Annotated in this window: 7 protein-coding genes; all 7 read left to right on the forward strand. The window is 57.2% G+C overall.

All coding sequences use genetic code 11. From position 1 onward, the window contains the following. The first annotated feature begins 198 nt into the window (after positions 1 to 198). Complete coding sequence (locus tag B9Z42_RS11900) at positions 199 to 12,360, forward strand: S-layer family protein (RefSeq protein ID WP_100133612.1); 12,162 nt, start codon at positions 199 to 201, stop codon at positions 12,358 to 12,360. Positions 12,361 to 12,790: 430 nt separating this feature from the next. Next, positions 12,791 to 13,027 carry an antitoxin gene (locus B9Z42_RS11905; protein ID WP_100133688.1) on the forward strand — a complete coding sequence of 79 codons (237 nt, stop codon included), beginning with the start codon at positions 12,791 to 12,793 and terminating at the stop codon, positions 13,025 to 13,027. Beyond that, complete coding sequence (locus tag B9Z42_RS11910) at positions 13,024 to 13,428, forward strand: type II toxin-antitoxin system VapC family toxin (RefSeq protein ID WP_100133613.1); 405 nt, start codon at positions 13,024 to 13,026, stop codon at positions 13,426 to 13,428. Before B9Z42_RS11905 ends, B9Z42_RS11910 begins: the two co-directional genes overlap by 4 nt. 2 nt (positions 13,429 to 13,430) lie before the next feature. Next, positions 13,431 to 14,615: an OmpA family protein gene (locus tag B9Z42_RS11915; RefSeq protein WP_233203631.1), complete on the forward strand. Its 1,185-nt coding sequence runs from the start codon at positions 13,431 to 13,433 to the stop codon at positions 14,613 to 14,615. A gap of 13 nt (positions 14,616 to 14,628) precedes the next feature. After that, a complete protein-coding gene (locus B9Z42_RS11930; protein ID WP_158235953.1) occupies positions 14,629 to 17,406 on the forward strand; it encodes a VCBS domain-containing protein in 2,778 nt (925 codons plus the stop codon). Positions 17,407 to 17,556: 150 nt separating this feature from the next. Continuing rightward, positions 17,557 to 18,861 (forward strand): TolC family protein, encoded by a 1,305-nt coding sequence (locus tag B9Z42_RS11935; RefSeq protein ID WP_100133617.1) that lies wholly within the window; start codon positions 17,557 to 17,559, stop codon positions 18,859 to 18,861. A 17-nt stretch (positions 18,862 to 18,878) separates the two neighbouring features. Further along, entirely contained in the window at positions 18,879 to 21,032 is a 2,154-nt protein-coding gene (locus tag B9Z42_RS11940; protein WP_100133618.1) for a type I secretion system permease/ATPase, read from the forward strand. Positions 21,033 to 21,035: the final 3 nt, after the last annotated feature.

Below are 21,035 nucleotides of genomic sequence, written 5' to 3' on the forward strand. Positions count from 1 at the left end.
ATGGCGAAGGATGTACATCTAGTTGCCACTTCTCGAGTTGGAGATGAAGTCTAAGTACGCATGTAAATATGTGAGCTAAGTGCAACTAAATGCAGTAGTTTTAACAATATTTAATACCTCTTAGGTAGTCATTTCATAAGAATACAAGCCAGTTCCCAAAGACGTTCAACCCCCATCTATCAAAGGTTTGGTCCTATCATGAGCAAAACTATCAAAGCGCTTGTACAAAACAATGCAGGCGAAGTCACTGAAACCCTCAACGTGGTGCAAGGCGCCGGCGACAAAGGCAATCCTGCACGCTTAAAAGCCGTGCGTGGCGCCCGTTACCAGCTGGAAGACCCAGCCGCTGCCAACACAGGCCCCGACAGCGTGCGCACCAAGCGCTCGGCCAAGAACCTGCATGTCATGCTGGAGGGCAGCACCGAGCCCGATTTGATCGTCGAAAACTACTACGACGAGGCCGTGATGGTCGATGAAACGGGGGGCTTGTATGGCCGCGCCGAAGACGGCAATTTGTACGAATACATCCCAGAAGACCCGGTCGTCGCCAACTTGCCTGTGGCACTCGCTGATGGCGGCTTGCCCGTGAGTCAGGTGCTGGGCGGTGGTGCCGTGGCGTCGACGTTCCAATTGGCGGCCTTGCCCTTGTTAGCCGTGGGTGGCGGTGCTGCCTTGGGCGGCGGTGGCTTGTTGGCTGCGGCTGGCGTGTTGGGCGCGGCTGCCTTGGCCGGTAGTGCTAGCAAGACTGGCGCACGCACGGCGGGCTTGGGGGCCGCCCCTGATTTGTTGGACACCGCCGACACAGGGGTGAGCAAAACCGACAACATCACCGGCAACACAAAGCCTGGGTTTAACGTCGGTGTTGTGCCTGCGGGCGTGACCCCTCAGCTGGTGGTGGACGGCGTGGTGGTGGCCAGCCAAGCAACATCGGATGCCGATGGCAACACCATCTTGACACCTGTGGCCGCTTTGGGCGAAGGCAAGCACACCTTGGCGTTCAACTATAAAGACGCACAAAACGTGGTGAGCAACAACAGCCCAGCGCTGGAGGTGACCATCGATTCCCTGCCACCCACAGCGCCCGCAGTGGCCACCGCAGCTGAAATGGCCGATGGTGTGCTCAACACGGCTGACGCAGCAGACGGCACAGTCATCGTGGTGCCTCTGACCGGCACAAGTTCAGTCGCAGGCGACACAGTGACAGTCACCGTGGACGGTGTGGACACCAAATACGTGCTGACGGCTGCAGACGTGACGGCCAACAAAGCCTCAGTCACCGTGCCAAAAACCGTGCTCGATGCCGCTGGTCAAGGCGCTGCCACCGTCACCAGTTTTGTGACGGATGTGGCGGGCAACAAGAGCCCGCTCAGTGCGCCTTTGGCTTTGAACATTGATACCAAAGCGCCTACGGCGCCTGGTGCTGCCATCGTCAACGAATTTAAAAATGACGGTAGCGTGAACATTGCAGAAGCAGCAGACGGTATTGAGGTGTTGGTGAACATCAAGGTCACTGATGCAGTTGTGGGTGATGTGTTGACGGTCTATATCGATGGCTTGCCCACAACCTACACCTTGTTGGCCGCTGACGTGACAGCAGGCGCGGTCAAAGTACAAGTGCCTAAATCTGTCGTTGATGCTGCAGGCCAAGGCTCTGCCACGATCTACTCGACCCTGACCGATGCTTCGCAGAACGTCAGCCCAAACAGCCCGCTCGCCCTCATCAAAATCGACACCATCGCGCCCAATAAGCCCGGCGCACCCGTAGTGACTGAAAACGCGGGCGGCGGCATCAACATTGCCGAAGCTGCCGACGGCACCACCGTTGACGTGAGCCTGACTGGCACCAACGCGGTGGCCGGTGACAAGCTGAACGTCATCATCGACGGCACGGCAACGACTTACACCTTGTTGGCCGCCGATATCACGGCTGGCAAAGCCACGGTCAACGTGCCCAAGTCGGTATTGGACACGGCAGGTCAAGGTGCAGCCACAGTGACCGCGACCCTCACAGACGCGGCAGGCAACACCAGCTTGCCCAGCGACCCCACCCAGATCACCATTCAATCAGGCTTGCCCAGCGCACCGGTTGCGCCCGTCTTGCCCGAGGCCGCTGGCGGTGGCATCAACACCTCAGAAGCCGTTGACGGCACGACCGTCGAAGTCGGCTTGGCTGGCACAGGCGCGAACGCTGGCGATAGCGTCAACGTCATCATCGATGGCGTGAGCACGCCGCACACCTTGACCCAAGCTGAAATCGACGCTGGCAAAGCCATCGTGCCAATTTCAGCCGCCGTGATCGCAGGCGCGGGCCAAGGCCCAGCCAGCGTGACCGCGACGGTCACGGTGGCTGGTAATACCAGCGCACCCAGCACGCCAACGGTCATCAACATCGACACAACACCACCTGTTGCCCCAGCGGCACCGCTCGTTGCAGAAAACGCCAACGGTGGTGTGAACGCGACAGAAGCTGCAGATGGCATCGTTGTTGAAGTGAGCTTGGCCGGTACAGGCGCTGTGGCGGGCGACATCGTCAAAGTGATGGTTGATGGTGTTCCGACGCCTTACACCTTGCTGCAGGCAGATGTGGATGCCGGCAAAGCCATGGTCACCGTGCCAAAGTCTGTGCTTGACAACCCCGCCGTGGGCCAAGGCCCAGCGGACGTCAAAGCCACCATCACGGATATAGCCGGCAACACCAGCTTGCCTAGCCCAGTGACCACGATCACCATTGACACAACACCACCCGTTGCTCCTGCTGCACCCACCGTTGCAGAAAACGCCAACGGTGGTGTGAACGCGACAGAAGCTGCTGACGGCATCGTTGTCGAAGTGAGCTTGGCCGGCACAGGTGCTGTGGCCGGTGACATCGTCAAAGTGATGGTTGACGGCGTTCCAACGCCTTACACCTTGCTGCAAGCAGATGTGGATGCCGGCAAAGCCATGGTTACCGCGCCAAAAACTGTGCTTGACAACCCTGCCGTGGGCCAAGGCCCAGCGGCAATTACGACGACGATCACGGATGGCGCAGGCAATACCAGTGCGCCAAGCCCAGCGACCACGATCACCATCGACACAACACCGCCCGTTGCCCCAGCTGCACCGACCGTTGCTGAAAACGCAGGCGGTGGCATCAGTGCCACTGAAGCCGTAGACGGCACCGTGGTGGAAGTGAGCTTGACCGGCACCAACGCCTTGGCGGGTGATGTGGTGAACGTCATCGTCGACGGCGTGAGTACACCCTACACCTTGTTGACCGCTGACATCACGGCCGGCAAAGCCATGGTGCCTGTGCCTGCTGCGGTGTTGACCACCGCTGGCCAAGGCCCAGCCAGCGTGACAGCGACCATCACCGACGCAGCTGGCAACACCAGCCCACCCAGCCCAGCGACGAACATCACGATCGACACCGTTGCGCCGAACGCACCGCCAACCGCGCCCATCGTTGCAGAGAATGCGAACGGCGGCATCAATGCGGCTGAAGCTGCAGATGGCACCGTGGTGGAAGTGAGCTTGACCGGCACCAATGCGGTGGCCGGCGACAAAGTGAACGTCATCATCGATGGTGTGAGCACCTCGTACACCTTGTTGGCAGCCGACATCACCGCTGGCAAAGCCATGGTCTCTGTACCCAAGGCCGTTTTGGATGCGGCAGGCGAAGGTTCAGCCAGCGTCACGGCCACCATCACCAGCAGCGCAGGCAGCACCAGTGTGGCTAGCCCCGCAACCACGATCAACATCGACACCTTGGCACCTACCGCACCTGCTGCACCCGTGGTGGCAGAAAACGCTGACGGCGGCATCAACACAGCAGAGGCTTCGGATGGCACGCCGATTGAAGTCAGCTTGACTGGCACGAACGCGTTAGCTGGCGATGTGGTGAATGTGATCGTCGATGGCGTGAGCACGCCCTATACCTTGCTGCCCGCAGACATTACCGCTGGCAAAGCCACGGTGACTGTGCCTAAGACCGTGATCGACGCAGCAGGCCAAGGCCCTGCTGCTGTGACAGTCACCATCACCGACATGGCAGGCAACACCAGCTCGCCCAGCCCAGCAACGACGATCCAAATTGACACCGTTGCACCCAATGCACCTGCTGCCCCCGTGGTGTTGGAGGACACCAACGGCGGCATCAACGCGGTCGAAGCCGCAAATGGCACCGTGGTGGAAGTGAACTTGACGGGCACCAATGCGGTGGCTGGCGACAAAGTGACCGTCACGATTGACGGCACACCCACGACCTACACCTTGTTGCCCGCTGACATCACGGCAGGCAAAGCTTTGGTGACTGTGCCTAAGTCTGTGTTGGACAGCGCCGGTGAAGGTGCTGCCAGCGTGACAGCCACCATCACCGACATCGCTGGCAACACCAGCGCACCGAGCCCAGCAACGGCCATCAACATTGACACCACAGCACCCAACGCACCTGCTGCGCCCTTGGTGGCAGAAAACGCGAATGGTGGCATCAACTTCGTTGAAGCCGCTGACGGTACGGTGGTGGAAGTGAGCTTGAACGGCACCAACGCCGTGGCCGGCGACAAAGTGAACGTCATCATCGATGGCGTGAGCACGCCCTACACCTTGTTGGCTGCCGACATCTTGGCTGGCAAAGCCATGGTGACGGTGCCTGCAGCTGTGTTGACCGCTGCAGGTGAGGGCGCCGCCAGCGTGACGGCGACCATCACGGACGCTGCAGGCAACACCAGTCCGCCAAGCGTTGCCACGTCGATCACGATCGACACCTCAGCGCCTACAGCACCCGCTGCCCCTCTGGTGGCTGAAGCTGCAGGTGGCGGAATCAACGGCGTAGAAGCCGCAGACGGCACCGTGGTGGAAGTGAGCTTGACAGGCACAGGCGCCTTGGCGGGCGACGTGGTGAACGTCATCGTCGATGGCGTGAGCACGCCTTACACCTTGTTGGCCGCAGACATCTTGGCTGGCAAAGCCATAGTGACTGTGCCTGCTGCTGTGCTGACCGCTGCAGGTCAAGGCGCTGCCAGCGTGACCGCCACCATCACAGATGTGGCGGGCAACACCAGCCCATCGAGCCCCGCGACCACGATCAACATCGACACCGTGGCGCCCAACGCACCGGCTGCCCCTGTGGTGGCAGAAAACACGAACGGTGGCATCAACATCGTTGAAGCTGCCGATGGCACGGTGGTGGAAGTGAGCTTGGCTGGCACAGGTGCTATTGCTGGCGACAAAGTGAACGTCATCATCGATGGCGTGGCAACCACTTACACCTTGTTGGCTGCCGACATCACAGGCGGTAAAGCCATGGTGACGGTGCCTAAGTCTGTGCTTGACAGCGCAGGTCAAGGCCCAGCCAGCGTGACCGCGACCATCACCGATGGCGCAGGCGCAACAGGCACAGCCAGCCCAGCAACCACGATCACGATTGACACCGAGGCACCGACAGCAGCGGCTGCGCCTGTGGTGGCAGAAAACGCGAACGGTGGCATTAACGCGGCGGAAGCTTCGGATGGCACGCCCGTCGAAGTCAGCTTGGCTGGCACAGGTGCCGTGGCTGGCGACGTGGTGAACGTCATCGTCGACGGCGTGAGCACGCCTTACACCTTGCTGCCCGCCGACATCACGGCTGGCAAAGCCACAGTGACGGTTCCCGCAGGTGTGCTGACGGCCGCAGGCCAAGGCCCAGCTGCTGTGACGGCGACCATCACCGATGCGGCAGGCAACACCAGCCCATCGAGCCCGATCACAACGCTCAACATCGACACCTTGCCCCCGACAGCCCCTGCCGCCCCACTGGTGGCAGAAAACGCGAACGGTGGCATCAACGCCGCAGAAGCTTTGCATGGCACGCCTGTTGAAGTCAGCTTGGCTGGCACAGGCGCCTTGGCTGGTGACGTGGTGAACGTCATCGTCGATGGCGTTAGCACGCCTTACACCTTGTTGCCTGCCGACATCACCGCTGGCAAAGCCACGGTGACGGTGCCCGCTGGTGTGTTGACGGCAGCAGGCCAAGGCCCAGCTGCTGTAACAGCGACCATCACCGATAGCGCAGGCAACACCAGCGATCCGAGCCCAGCAACGACGATCAATATCGACACCTTGCCGCCAACAGCCCCTGCCGCCCCACTGGTGGCAGAAAACGCGAACGGTGGCATCAACGCCGCAGAAGCTGCAGACGGCACAGTGGTTGAAGTCAGCTTGGCTGGCACAGGCGCCGTTGCTGGCGACGTGGTGAACGTCATCATCGATGGCGTGAGCACGCCTTACACCTTGTTGCCTGCCGACATCACCGCTGGCAAAGCCATGGTGACGGTGCCCGAAGCGGTGCTGACGGCTGCAGGTCAAGGCGCTGCTAGCGTGACAGCCACGATCACCGACATCGCTGGTAATACCAGCGGACCCAGCCCAGCGGCGACGATCAACATCGACACCCAAGGTGGCGGCGCTAACGCCAGCGTGACTTTCACAGGCTTGAGCATCGACGTGCCAACTTTGACCGTGGGTGACTCCAAAGACACGGGCAGCAGCACGACCGACTTCATCACCAACGACCGCACCTTGACTATTCAAGGCACGGCGTCTGGTTTCAGTAACTTTGGTGCAGCGGCCAACGACAAAGTGTGGGTGCAAATCTTGGCACCCGACGGCGTGACGGTGGTGGCCGAAGGTGGCGTGGTGCCCGACGGTTCAGGCGTGTTCACATTCAGCAACCAAGGCATCAGCTTGCCCGACGGCAAGTACACCATCAAGACCTCGGTGGTGGATGGTTTGGGTAACCTCGTCAAAGCCGGCGACATCCAATCTTTGGTGATTGATGGCAGCGGCAACAGCAACCCTGGCAACGCACCAAGCACGGTCGACGGCAACACGGCTGTGACCTTCAGCGGCTTGTCGATCCACGACACGGCCCTCGGCTCGATCGACTCAGGCAGCAGCACGACCGACTTCATCACCAGCGACAACACCTTGGTGATCGAAGGCAACGTGGCGGGCTTCACCAATACCGGTGGCACCGCAGGCGACCAAGTGCGCGTGCAAATTTTTGCAGCCGATGGCACAACCCTCGTGGCGGAAAAGTTTGTCACCCCAGACAGCAACAACCACTTTGCGGTTGACAACAAGGCCATGTCTTTGGCCGATGGCAAATACACCCTCAAAACCGCCATCGTCGATGCCGCAGGCAACTTGGTGAAGGCGGGCAACACGCAAGCGTTGGTGATTGACACCAACGACAACGGCACTAACCCGGGCAGCAACCCCGGCAACCCCAACCCTGTGGACCCGAACGCGGGCGGAACAGTGACGTTCTCTGGCTTGACCATCAACGGTCTCGACAGCGTTGACACGGGCGCCAGCAGCACCGACTTCATCACCAGCGACAAGACGCTGCTGATCACCGGCACAGTGACGGGTTACAGCGCAGCAGGTGGCGGCATTGGCGACAAAGTGTTGGTGCAAATCATGGCGGCCGATGGCGTGACCGTGGTGGCACAAGGCTTTGTGACACCCGATGTATTCACTGGCCAATACACCTTTGACAACAAGGGCAACGCGTTGGCCGATGGCAAATACACCATCAAAACCTCCATCGTCGATGCAGCGGGCAACACCGTCAAACCTGGCGACAGCCAGCCTTTGGTGATTGACACCAACAACGGCGGCACCACCCCAGGCAGCAACCCCGGTAACGAGAATGGCCAGCCGAACTCGTCCGTGGACAGCAACACGGGCGTGACGTTCTCGGCGTTCTCCATCATCGACGCGACCAAGCAATCGGCAGACACCGGTTCGAGCAGCACCGACTTCATCACCGGCGACGCCACCTTGGTGTTCAAAGGCACGGCTGCAGGCTTCACCACCGCAGGTGGCGCAGCAGGTGACCGCGTGCTTGTGCAAGTGTTGGCGGCTGACGGTGTGACCGTGGTGGCCGAGAAGTATGTGACGCCAGATGGCAGTGGCAACTTCATGTTTGACAACACGGGCAGCATCATTGGCGATGGCAATTACAACGTCAAAGTGGCCGTGGTCGATGCGGCTGGAAACGTGGTCAAAGCGGGCACCACGCAGCCTTTGGTCATCGACACCAGCGCCACCATCAACCCTGGCAATGCGAACGGTGTGGACACCAACACCTCCGCCACGTTCAGCGGCCTGAGCATCAACGACACTGCCAACGGTTCGAACGACGATGGCACCAGCACAAGCGACTTCATCACGACAGACGCGACCTTGATCTTTGCAGGCAAAGTCACCGGCTTCACTGCCACAGGTGCCACAGCCGGCGACAAAGTGTTGGTGCAAATTGTGAACAGCAGTAACGTGGCGGTGGCGCAGCAGTTTGTGGCGCCAGATGCCAACGGTAACTACGCGTTTGACAACAAGACCAACACCTTGGCTGATGGCAACTACACCATCAAAACGTCTATCGTGGATGCCGCAGGTAACACCGTCAAAGTGGGCGACAGCCAGCCTTTGGTGATCAGTGCCAGCGCGGGCAACACGGTGAACATCACCGGCATCACCACCGACAGTGGCGCGAGCGGCACCGACTTCATCACCAACGACCCAACCTTGGTGGTCACCGGTAACGTGACAGGCTATGTACCCGCCTCGAACAACCAAGTGCATGTGACGGTGTTGGCCGCCAACGGCACCACGGTGATCGTGGACCAATTTGTCACGCCGAACGCCTTGGGTGTTTGGACGTTTAACAACAGCGCCAACACCTTGCCCGCTGGCAACTACACCTTGCGTGCCGAGTTGGTCAGTGCCACCCATGTGTCGTTGGGGGTGGTGAAAAACCAGGCTTTGGTGATTGAAACCGCGGCCACGCCAGATGTGAATTTGACCTTCTCTGGTTTGACCATTCACGACGTGCCTAACGGCTCAACCGACACAGGCTCCAGCAGCACCGACTTCATCACCAGCGACAGAACGTTGATGATCGAAGGCAATGTGTCGAACTTCAACGCCGCGCATGTGGCGGCGGGTGACAAGGTGTTGGTGCAAATTGTGAACAGCACGAACGTGGTGGTCGCGGAGCAATACGTGGCACCCGATGCCAGCGGCAACTACACGCTGGACAACCGCAGCAACAGCTTGTTGGATGGCGACTACACCATCAAGACGTCTATCGTCTCGGCGGCAGGTAACTTGATCAAGGCGGGCGACACGCAAGCTTTGACCATCGACAACCAGGCCCCGACAACGCCAGCGACCGCGCCCAGCAGCTACGCCGACAACGTGGGCACTATTCAAACCCCCACCAGCACGGCGGCAACGACCGACGACACCACGCCCGGTTTGAACATCGGCACCGTGCCAGCTGGCACAACGCCCAAGTTGTATGTGGATGGCGTGGCGGTGGCAGCGGTCTACGACCCTGTTGCAGGCTCATTGACACCCACCACGCCATTGAGCGTGGCCCCGCATGCTTTGACCTACACCTTGACCGATACAGCAGGTATGGAAAGTTTGCCTAGCCCAGCGTTGAACGTGACCATCGTCGGCAACCCCGTGTTTACCAGCGGCGCGACGGCCAGCGCTGTTGAAAACCTCGCCACCACGGCCACGGTGTACGACGCGCAAGCCGATGCAGACACAGGCATCACCTACACCTTGACCGGCGCAGACGCCAGCAAGTTCGCCATCAACGCCAGCACCGGCGTGGTGACCTTTGTGACTTCGCCTGACTTTGAAGCGCCGACGGATGCAGGGGCTAACAACGTGTACGACATCACGGTGCGTGCCACGAACACGGCCGGTGCGTTCACCGACAAAGCGGTGGCCGTGACCGTGACCAACGTGAACGACAAGCCTGTGTTGAGCTTCGGCTCGAACGTCAACTATTTCGAAAACGCTAAACCCGCCGCCATCAACTTCGGCATCACCGTGGCAGACCAAGACAACACGACGCTGACCAGCGCCAAGGTGTCGATCACCGGTGGTTACGTGGCCAGCGAAGACGTGTTGAGCTTCACCAATGACGGCAGCACCATGGGCAACATTGCAGCCACCCAAGTGGGTGGTGTGATGACGCTGACCTCCGCAGGCGGCACCGCCACGCAAGCGCAATGGCAAGCGGCTTTGCGTGCGGTGACTTACAGCAACACGTCGGACATTCCGACGGCTGCAGCGCGCACCATCAGCTACGTCATCAACGACGGCGCGTTGGACTCGTCTGCGCTGACGTCAACCGTCAACGTGATCCCTGTCAACGATGCACCCGTGCCCGTGTTCTCGAATGTGGACAGCCATGTGCTGACTACCAACACGGTGCCCACCTTGGCCATCACCGACAGCAGTGCCACGGCGACCTTGAACAACGCCAACACCACCTTTACCTTGACTTTCAGCGAAGCGATTGATGCGGCTACCCTCACAGCGGCCGACATCACCGTGACCAACGGCACCTTCGTGTCGTTGACGCAAGACCCTGCCTTCCCCAACAAGTGGACCGTGGTGGCCAAAGCCCCCACGGCTGGGTTTGGCGTCATGGCGGTCAGCGTGGCCGATGGCGTTTATCAGAGCCTCAACTGTGTCGACGGTTTGGGTGGTGCAAGTACACAAGCCTATGGTGTGGGAAGCCCAGACACCATCATTGTCGGCACCGCCGGTGCGGACATTTTGTTGGGTAGCGATGCTGACGACACCATTACCCTCAACGGCGGTGCAGACAAAGTGTTTGCCGGCGCAGGCGATGACGTGATCACGATCAACGACGGCAGCTTCTCAGCCCTAGCGGTTGTTGGCAACGGCATGAAAATTGATGGTGGCCAGGGCATCAACACCTTGGTGTACGACGTGACAAGCGGTTCTCTTGACCTGACCGATGCCACGGTTGCTGCGAAACTGGCTCACATCAGCTCGATTGACATCACGGGTTATGGCGATAACGTCTTGACGCTAAGCGTTGACAATGTGCTGGCGCTGAGCGACTCGAAAATTATGGTTATCAACCAAGACTCCACTATTGCTGCCAGTAGCGGCGTTCGCTTAGTCAATCTCCTTAGCTGGGAAGGCGCTGTAGCTGGTAGTTTGCCCATTTCAGGAGAGGAATTGGCAAACACTTATGGCCAAAACTACGGTTTTGACCCCTACAGTGGATATCTTGAGTTAAAGAAAAATGGCGTGACTTTGTATATCAATGCAGAAATTACTCTGGCCGACGCACCGACTTCCACCACCACCCCTTACGCCGGTGGCGTGACCAAAGCCGCCACCATCGACAGCTTGTTCGGCACCAGCTTCACCGACGTAGAAACCGCCTTGGCGACGCCCCAAACCTTCAAAGGTGTGGCGGTGACGTTCGCAGGCAGCGCGGACGAAGTGACGACTTTGGGCAAGTACCAATACCTCAACGCCAGCAACGTGTGGACGGACGTGGCAGCCGGTTTGACGGATGCCAATGCGATTTACTTGGACCGCGCCACACAAATCCGTTTCTTGGCAGCCACCGGCAACTCAGCCATGGTCAAGCCAGATATGCAGGTGCGTTTGGTTGACAGTTCGGTGGCGGTGCCAGCCAATGGCGCATTCACCGATGCCAGCGTGAACGGTGGTACCTCGGCATTCAGCGGTCAAGCCATCACCTTGACGGACCATGTGGTGGCCCGCATCACCGACAACGCGGCTTCAGTGGCTGCCAACGGGGGCGCGGTGACTTACACGTTGACCTTCAGTGGCGCGGTAGATCCAGCGACCGTCACGATGGCAGACATTGACGTCACGCACATGTCCAGCACAGGTGCGATGTCGGGCGGTGCGGTTAGCAACTTTGTGTACAACGCAGGGGCGCAAAACTGGACCTTCACTGTCGATGCACCAGCCACGGGCAGCGGCACCACTTTGGTCAGCTTGCAGGATGGCAGCTACATCAGCGCAACCGGCACAAGCGGCCTGGGTGCCACGGTGGCGCAAACCTACGGCACCGCAGGTGCGACAGACTTGGCCGTGAACAGCCTCACCCTGTCGGCCACGGCCTCGGGTGTGGAGGTGGACACGACCCAAGTGGCCACGTTTGAAACCCTTCAAGGCACCAACACGGTGGACATGACGGGCGGCGGCATCAACATCATCAAGCTTGACTTGCACGCGGTCATGCAAATGCCCTCGGCGCTGGACAACGCAGCGACCACCACCGTCAACGAAAGCCACACCATGGTGATCAATGGCGACGGCACCGGTGCGCAGGGTGCGTCAGATGTGTTGCAACTGGTGGACGGCGCAAGCTGGACCACGGCGGCCACCCTTCTGACGGCGGCAAGTTTGACCAGCACGTATGGCAATGACTTCACGTTCACTGCGGGTCACCAGTACACGCAGTACACCAACGGCGCGGCCACGCTGTTTGTGGATGAACAGATGTATCTCAAAAATCTGTAATTGAGGTCCGTGGGCTTGGTGCAATGCCAAGCCCACTTGGATGTACGCATCCATAGGGCTGTCACTGAATCGCGCGCATCAGTGAAGCCAGTGTTACAAAAAAATCACCAAAAGCACCTTTTACGTTTTGGGCCGATTTATTTTTGTATTTGCCAGTTAAAAAATACCTTTTTTCCTGTTACTAATTTTGTTAAAACTCGTTAACAAGAGTCATAAAGTAAACACTATTTGGCTGTGAGCGGTTAAAGTAGCGAGCGATAAGAAGAAGTAATTAATTATCAAAGCTGTCTGAATAAGACATAACTCGTAAAAGCATGAAATGTGTCAAAAATCAATTCGTTTCAGTACGTGTTGATACACAAACTGGAGGCACGCCATGAAAGAAGAGAAATCCAACAACTCGTTGTATTCACAAGGCTATTGGTCAGGCTTGGCACGCACAAGAGCCACGCTCAAGGGCGCCACCCGGGCTTTCACCAAGATTTTCAAGAACGGCAATTCCCAGGCCGTTCGCATCCCTGCGGAGCTGGGCTACAGCGCATGGGACATCGATTTGGTCATCGAGCGCCACGGTGACGAGCTGCACATCAAACCTGCCCAACGCCGCATGGGCAACGTGCTCGAAAAACTCAACAAGTTCTCTCCCAACTTCATGTCGAACGTATGAAACCCAAATACATGCTCGACACGCACATGTGTGTCTACCTGATGAAAGAACAGCCCATCGCCGTGGTGGAGCGTTTGGCGCCTTGCTACGTGGGCGATGTGGTGATCTCAGCACTCACTTTGGCTGAGCTAGAGCTCGGTGTGGCGAGCTCGGGCCGAGAGTGTGCGCAAAACCGCTTGGCACTCGACGGCTTCTTAGAAGACGTGTGGGTAGCGCCCTTTGGTGGCGAGGCCGCCCGAACGTATGGCGAGGTGAAGTGCCTGGCCGTTGACAGCAAGTTAGACCCAGTCGATCAACGTGTGGCTGCCCACGCGCTGTCGCTGGATGTGACGTTGGTCACCAACCACGATGCGGATTTCGCAATGTATCCGGGCCTGCGGGTCGAAAACTGGGTGAAATGAACATGAAAAAAATCTTGGGTCTCGCATGTTTGGTGTGGGCAGTCAGCGCAAGCGCGCAAAACGTCCAACCCGTTCAGGCGTATCAGCAAAGCTACGCGGACAACACCACGCCTGGGGTGACCAACCCACTGGGTGGGACTTTCAAAGTGCCCCGCCTGGTTGTGCCCCAGCAGGGGCGCGTGGTGTTTTACCGCAACGCCAATGTCAGCACCAAAAAGGTGGCCAGCGTGTACATAAACGGCACTTACCACGCCTCGTTGCAGCGCGGTGGTTACAGCACCATTTGTTTGCCCCCCGTTAAATTAGACGTAGCCGCTCGCATGCAACAAAACGGCCTTGACGTGAGTGACGACTACGACATCGTCAACGTGCTCGTGCTGCAAGGCAGCCAAGACGTGTTTGTACGCATTTCCGAACAAAGCAACGGCCGCGCTGTCATGGAAGCTGTCAAAGCAGACATGGCCCTGCCCGAGCTGGTCAAAACCCGCGAGCAACAACACACCATCTCGCGTGTGGCCGAAGCCGTGCCCTGCCTTGAAGACGCCGCGCCTGTGGTCAAGCCACAGCCGCAAGAGCCCGTGTTCTACACACAAAACATCACCTTGGGTGCTGACGCTTTGTTTGCCTTTGGCAAATCGGGTATCAACGACATTTCCGACCAAGGCCGCCGCACCTTGGATCACTTGATTGACCGCATCAAGACCGAGTTTGGCAACGCTGACCGCGTGCACATGCACGTCGTGGGCCATGCTGATCCTTTTGGCAACCCCGAAAGCAACTTGGTACTGTCCAAAGCCCGCTCCGCCACCATCAAAGAGTACTTTGTGCGCGGCAGCTTGCGTGCAGACCGCATCACCACCGACGGCAAAGGCTCGGCAGAACCCATCGTGACTTGTTCACAGGTTCAAAACGCAGCCAGCATCGATTGCAACAAACCCAACCGTCGCGTGGTCATCACCGTGAAAGTGGAGCAAAAGCTCGACGAGATGACCGAGCACAAAGCCGAAGTGCAAGAAGTCAAGCCTGAGCCCAAACCCGAAGCCAAGCTGGAGCCCAAGCCCCAAACCAAGGTGCGTGATGGTGAGGCCAACGACGCTCAAAAAATGCCCCAACGTGGCAAGCCCGGCAAACCCCTTCGCGTCGTCCGTCCCGCGAAAGCCAGCAAAACAACAGTCCCCCTCAACTGATTGAAAGAACACCATGCTCAAACAGTACAAAATTTTGGTCAATGAAGGCAAGGGCTCGGACAACGCGCTCATCACCGTGCCCGCAGGAGCAGGCGCCCGTGGCAACCCCACACGTATCACCGCCAAGCCAGACACCCGCTACGAACTGCAAGACGAGCTCAAAGGCAAAGGCCTGGGCCCCGACCAAGTGCGCGGCAAACGCGTGGGTAAAAACCTGTACCTCATGTTTGAGGACAACGGCAAACCCGACATCATCATCGAGGGCTACTACGACCCCGTTAACTTGCAGCAAGTACCCACCATCGTGGGCAAAGCCGAAAACGGTTCGATCTACGAATACATCCCGCACGACCCCGAGCTGAGCAGCATGAGCACCACGCTCAAAGACGGCACCACGCCCGCCATGCTGTCGTTGGGTGGCGGCCCTATTGCCGGCGGCGCGTTTGAATTGGCTGGTTTGCCTTTGGCAGCAGCGGCTGTGGCCGGTGGCGGTTTGGGAGGACTAGGCTTGGCGGCCGCTGGGTTGGGGGCGGCGGCTTTGGGAGGTGGGGGAGGCGGTGGCGGTAGCAGCGGCGCTGGTTCAGGCGGTGGTGGTACGGCTGTGGCACCTAACGGTGGTGTTGCGCCAACGATCACCATCGCAACGGATAAAAACAACGACGGTGTAGTTAGCAAAGCAGAATTAGACAATGCGTCCACATTTACTGTCACAGCAGGGTTTGATAAAACCAAAGTTGCTGTGGGAGATAAAGTTGTTTTCACGGATGGAAGTTCACCAGCAGTTGTGAAAACAGTGGTGCTAACACAAGCGATGATTGATGCAAGCGCTGTGACGGTGCAGTTTGATAAGCCTGTTGAAGGTGCAACATTAACGGTAAGTGCACTTATTCAACGAGATGCCACTAATTCTGCAAGTGCGTCAGACAGTGCCAAACTTGACACGACTTCAGCCCCTACTGGCTTAATCACTGGGGTTGAAATAACCACAGATACTAACAACGATACTTACGTTAATAAGAATGAAATTGGCTCAGCCACAACTTTTGATGTGAAGGCTACGTTTACCAAAGGCAATCTTGCGGCTGGTGATAAAGTGGTTTTTAATGCGGTCGAAACATTGGGGAGCAATAGTTCTACAAAAACCCCCATCGTGGTAGTTTTGACAGCGACCGATATCAATAACGGATACGTAACAACAAACGCGGAAAAATTTAGTAAATCGGCAGAAGGCGCAAAATTCACCGTAACGGCCACACTTGAGAATGCTGCTGGCAATTCCCAAGCTGCCTCAACTGTTCTGTCTGACTTTGCAACATTGGACGCCACATCTCCTTTGATAACGGGCGTCAGTGCTGCTTTAGATCCAGCCAGTGATGGTGGTCTAGTTAATAACCAAGGCGTTGTGGGGGTTCAACTTTTAAAGGTGACTGAACCAACTGAAGCTGGTTCTTATATTGAGTCTATTAGATTAAAAAACGAGACTACTAATAGCTATACCAATGTTTTGAAATCGAATGGCAAATGGGATACAGCGAACTTAGCTGTTGGTAAATATACGCCTGAAACTACTATCATAGACGCAGCGAAAAATACTTCTATTATAAACGGCACATCATTTATTGTGACTGATATTGAATTGGTCCCCGAACAGAATACAGTATCTGAAAAAGGGCCTACCGCAGCGGGCTTGTCCGTACTTTCTAACGATTCGGACACATACAAGAAACTAGTAAATGAATCTTCTGATGGCTTGCTTACTGTGGTTTCTGTACAAAATAGCAGCAACCTCTCCAAAACTATAGCAAGCGGAGGTTTTGTATTGTTGCAAGGTAAATATGGTGAGTTGAAGATTTTTAGTTCAGGGGCGTATGAATATCAAGCCGATGCAGCAAACCAAACGCAAGCGGTCGATGACGTGTTTACTTACACGGTCAAAGGTGTTGAAGGTACAGTGAAGTCAACGACCCTCACAATAACCGTCAACGGCGTCAACGATGCAGCAACTTCAGGGGCTACAGACAGCAACGGCGCTAATATCAACATTTTTATGAATCTATTGGGGGCAGCTGTGACAACCGTGCCACAAATAGCCGGTTCAAAGTTAAATATCTCAGACCCTGATACAGATGAAAGTTTTTTTAAAAATCTTTCAACAAACACATTGATAACTAGCACGGACGTTGGGGGTCAAAAGTTCTTTGGTGGATATGGTGGTACGTTTCAAGTCACATTGGACGCGACAGGCAACAATTACTCACACAACTACTCTTGGGGTTACGCATATAGCAAATCAGTTGTCGGTTCAGGAAGCATCATTCATGACTTATTGACTTTAACTTCAGTCGATGGAACAACCAGCCAAACACTTCATACTGTTATTGGGCCTACAAGTGCAAGTCAGCATGACTATTACTCTGCAACGGCAACTGGTTTAAAAGTGTCAGGACACGATAACGTTGTCATTGATACATTATTTTTGAAGAGTGACAGTTTGGTATTGGATTTAACCGCTAATCAGATCAAAGGGATGGACCGTATTGACATTACCGGTTCAGTAACTAGTGGGACAAATCCACTCTTTAACACCATCAAGATCGACTTGGCTTCATTGACAAGCATGGGCGGTAATCAACAGGCCCTCTTCATCATTGGTGACACTGGAGATAAGGTCCAGTTGGTGGGAACGGGTTGGTCCCTCGACAGTACCGGACCTGCTGGCTACAAGTCTTATTCCAACGTCGGCAATGCTGCTTACAAGCTGTATCTAGAAACTGATCTTTTGGTTGCGTAGTTCACAGCTTTTCACCTGCTGAGTGCCAAACCCACTCAAAATCAACAAAATCACTAAAAATGCCTTTTCTGTTCACAGAAAAGGCATTTTGCTTTTTTAGGTTACAATTTTTAATGAATAAGTAACAAAAACAACTCTTTCAACCAAACTATGAACACCAAACGTAACTTACTGACACAAGCGGCTGTGACCATGGCGCTGTGTGTTTGGGGCGCAAGCGCCCAAGCGCAGTCGTTCACTGACGTGGTGCAAAACGCGCTCACCATCTACCCCAGTTTGATCTCTGCCAAGGCCAAGACCGATGCGGCGCGCTCAGACATTGAGCGCGCACGCGCCGCCCATTTCCCGCAGCTCAGCATGGGCTTGGCACGCAACAGTTATGGCTCAGGCAAGTTGCCTGAAACCAGCAGCGTGAAGAGCAACGCCGCCACGCCGTCTGCGCGTTTGAACCTCTGGTCGGGTGGCCGTATTGAGGCCGATGCCCGTCGCTCGGAGGCATTGACCGAGGGCAGCGAGTTTCAAGAGGCGGTCACGCGCGATGACGTGGCACAGTTGGCCGCAGAGGCTTACATCAACTGGGCGCGCACGTTAGAGATGGCCGATTTGGCCAAGAGAAACTTGGAGTCGCACCAAGTCACGCTCAGCGACATTCGCAAAATTGTGGATGTCGACGCGGGTCGTCGTATCGACCTAGAGCAAGCGCAGGTGCGCCTAGACAACGCCAAGCTCATCAAGCTGCAGCGCGATACCGATTTAGCCCAAGCCCGCCAGCGTTTGAGCCGGTTTTGGACCGAACGATTGCCCACCACCCCTTCGGGTTTGACCGAGTCGCTGCGCAACGGTGGGCGTTTGTACCAAGTGCCCAGAAGCATTGACGAATTGCAAAACGGAGGCTTAGAAGACTTGCCGGCCATTGCCCAGCAACGCGCTCAGGTGCAAGCCGCACAAGCTGCGGTCGACATGGCCAAGGGCTTGTATTGGCCGACGGTGGACTTGAGCGTGACACGCCAACCCAACCCTTTCAACGTGAACGCCAGGGCAGAGCCACAAATGGACACCTTCACCCAAATACAGCTGAACATGCCGCTGTACAACGGTGGCTCCACGTCGGCCCAAATCCAAACCTCGGTGAGTCAGTTGCAAGCGGCGCAGTTCGCTTTAGAAGAAGCCCGTTTGCTGGCCCGTGAAAAAGCCAGCTTGGCTTGGCACGAGTGGGCCTCTGCCCGCGACCGCGCCACGCAAGGCGCCGAACAAGCCCGCGTAGGCGACAAGGTGGTCGATGGTTACCGCCAGCAGTTCCGTTTGGCGCGTCGTCAGTTGCTGGACTTGTTGAACATTCAAGCCGAAGCCTTTGGCTACCAAAGCGCCGCCACCTCGGCCTATTACGACGAGCAGATCGCACGCACCCGTTTGTTGGCGTCTATGGGTGACTTGGCCCGACGCTTCGCCCCTTAATTTCTAGTTAGACAGTTATGCGTACTCCAGAAAAATCTGACGGCTCATCCGACACCTTGTTGGTGTGTTTGGCCATGGTGGCCAAGCATTTGGGCCACTCCGTGCATGTGCCTGCCATGCGCCAAGGCTTTGCCTTGGACGACCAAGGTCGCATTCCCCTTGAGGCCTACCCCGACTTGGCGCACCAGCACGGTTTGATCGCCGGTTGGAGCCGCAAGCCCTTGGCGGACATTCCGAGCTATGTGTTGCCCGTGGTGGTGTCGTTGGTGGACGGTCGTTCGTGCGTGCTGCGCTCACACGACGGCAAGATGGCCACGGTGTGGTGGGCCGAGGGCGGCATGCAAGACGAGCAAGTCAATTTGCAACAGTTGCAAGGCTTGGCCCGTGACGAGGTGTTGGTGGTCAAGCTGCAGCCCAAGCGCAGCGACCAAACCTTGGCACCCATGCAAGGCGCCGCCTTCAACTGGTTCTGGGGCACGCTGTGGCGCTTCCGACATTTCTATGTGGAGTCGATGGTGGCCACGGTGGTGGCCAACGTGCTGACCTTGGCCAGTGTGTTTTTCACGATGAACGTGTACGACCGCGTGGTGCCTACACAGGCCTACGCCTCGCTGTGGACGCTGGCCATTGGAACGGCCATTGCCATCGTGCTGGAGTTCATCATGCGTTGGCTCAAAGCGCGATTGGTGGACTTGGGCGGCAAGAAGGCCGACTTGGCCATCAACGCCACGCTGTTGCGCGAGGTGATGGGCATTCGCCTTGAGAACCGCCCGCAGTCGGTGGGTATTTTTGCCAGCTCCATGCGCGACTTTGAATCGCTGCGCGACTTCTTCTCGTCGGCCTCCTTGGTCGTGTTGGCCGATATGCCATTTGTGCTCTTGTTCTTGGGCATGATCGCCATGGTGGGTGGGCATTTGGTGTGGATTCCTGCGCTGTCCATGCCCGTGTTGATCGCACAAGGTTTGTGGGCACAAAGGCCACTCATGAAAGCTATGCGCGCCAACATGAAAGAGTCGGGCGACAAGCAAAGCGTGTTGGTCGAGTCGGTGCTGAATTTGGAGCTGCTCAAGGCCCACAACGCCGAGAGCTATTTGCAACGCCGTTGGGAAGACTCCAACAAAGCGGGCTCAGATTCGTACAAAGAAATTCGCTCCTTGACCAACTGGATCATGGGCTTCACCACCGCTGTGTCACAGCTCGTGACGGTGGCGATGGTGGTGGTGGGTGTGTACATGATTCACGCCAACATGCTGACGCTGGGCGGCTTGATCGCTTGCGTCATCTTGGCCGGTCGCGCCATTTCGCCGCTGAGCAGCGTGATGTCGCTGGCCGCGCGCTACCAACAAGCCGTGTCGTCATTGGAAACTTTGGATGGTTTGATGAAGCGTCCCCGCGACCGTGACATCAAGCGCACCTATGTCACGCCCGAGCACATTGCCGGCGGCTTGGAAGCGCAAGCCTTGGAGTTTGGTTACCCCGGTGAGCACAACATTCCGGTCATCAAGCGCTTGTCGCTCAAGGTGGCGCCAGGTCAGCGCTTGGCGCTCTTGGGGCGCGTGGGCAGCGGCAAGAGCACCTTGCTGCGCTTGATGGCGGGTTTGTACACACCACTCGCTGGCAGTGTGCGTTTGGACGGCGTGGAGATGCAACAGATCGAGCCTGCCGAAGTGCGCAGCTGCATGGGCTACGTGGGCCAAGATCCACAACTGTTCATGGGCACCTTGCGTGAAAACATGGTGTTGTCGGAGGCTTGGATCAGCGATGCCAAGATCATTGAGGTCTTGAAGTCTTTGAATATGTACGACTTGGTGGCCTCTCACCCCCGCGGATTGGACATGCCCATCACCGAAGCTGGTGGCGGTTTGTCAGGCGGTCAACGTCAGTTGTTGTCCATCGCCCGCATGATGCTGCGCGATCCGCAGCTGGTGTTCATGGACGAGCCAACGGCAAATATGGACCAAAACACCGAAGCCCACGTCATCGCTGTGCTGGGTGCGTGGCTGAAGGGCCGCACCTTGCTGATGTCCACCCACCGTCCACAGCTGTTGGAGTGGGCCGACTTGATCGGTGTGATCGAAGCTGGCCAATGCGTGGCCATCGGCCCCAAACAAGAAATGATTGACAAGTTGTCGCGAGGCATCGACGTGAAAACGGCAGCCGCGCAGCGCTAAGGA

Origin of the sequence: Limnohabitans sp. B9-3 (genome assembly GCF_002778325.1) — a bacterium.
Lineage (GTDB): Bacteria > Pseudomonadota > Gammaproteobacteria > Burkholderiales > Burkholderiaceae_C > Limnohabitans > Limnohabitans kasalickyi.

What these genes read in the sequence shown, in the direction of transcription:
- B9Z42_RS11900 (WP_100133612.1), top strand. Translation starts at nt 199, where the DNA reads ATGAGCAAAACTATCAAAGCGCTTGTACAAAACAATGCAGGCGAAGTC.
- B9Z42_RS11910 (WP_100133613.1), top strand. Translation starts at nt 13,024, where the DNA reads ATGAAACCCAAATACATGCTCGACACGCACATGTGTGTCTACCTGATG.
- B9Z42_RS11915 (WP_233203631.1), top strand. Translation starts at nt 13,431, where the DNA reads ATGAAAAAAATCTTGGGTCTCGCATGTTTGGTGTGGGCAGTCAGCGCA.
- B9Z42_RS11930 (WP_158235953.1), top strand. Translation starts at nt 14,629, where the DNA reads ATGCTCAAACAGTACAAAATTTTGGTCAATGAAGGCAAGGGCTCGGAC.
- B9Z42_RS11935 (WP_100133617.1), top strand. Translation starts at nt 17,557, where the DNA reads ATGAACACCAAACGTAACTTACTGACACAAGCGGCTGTGACCATGGCG.
- B9Z42_RS11940 (WP_100133618.1), top strand. Translation starts at nt 18,879, where the DNA reads ATGCGTACTCCAGAAAAATCTGACGGCTCATCCGACACCTTGTTGGTG.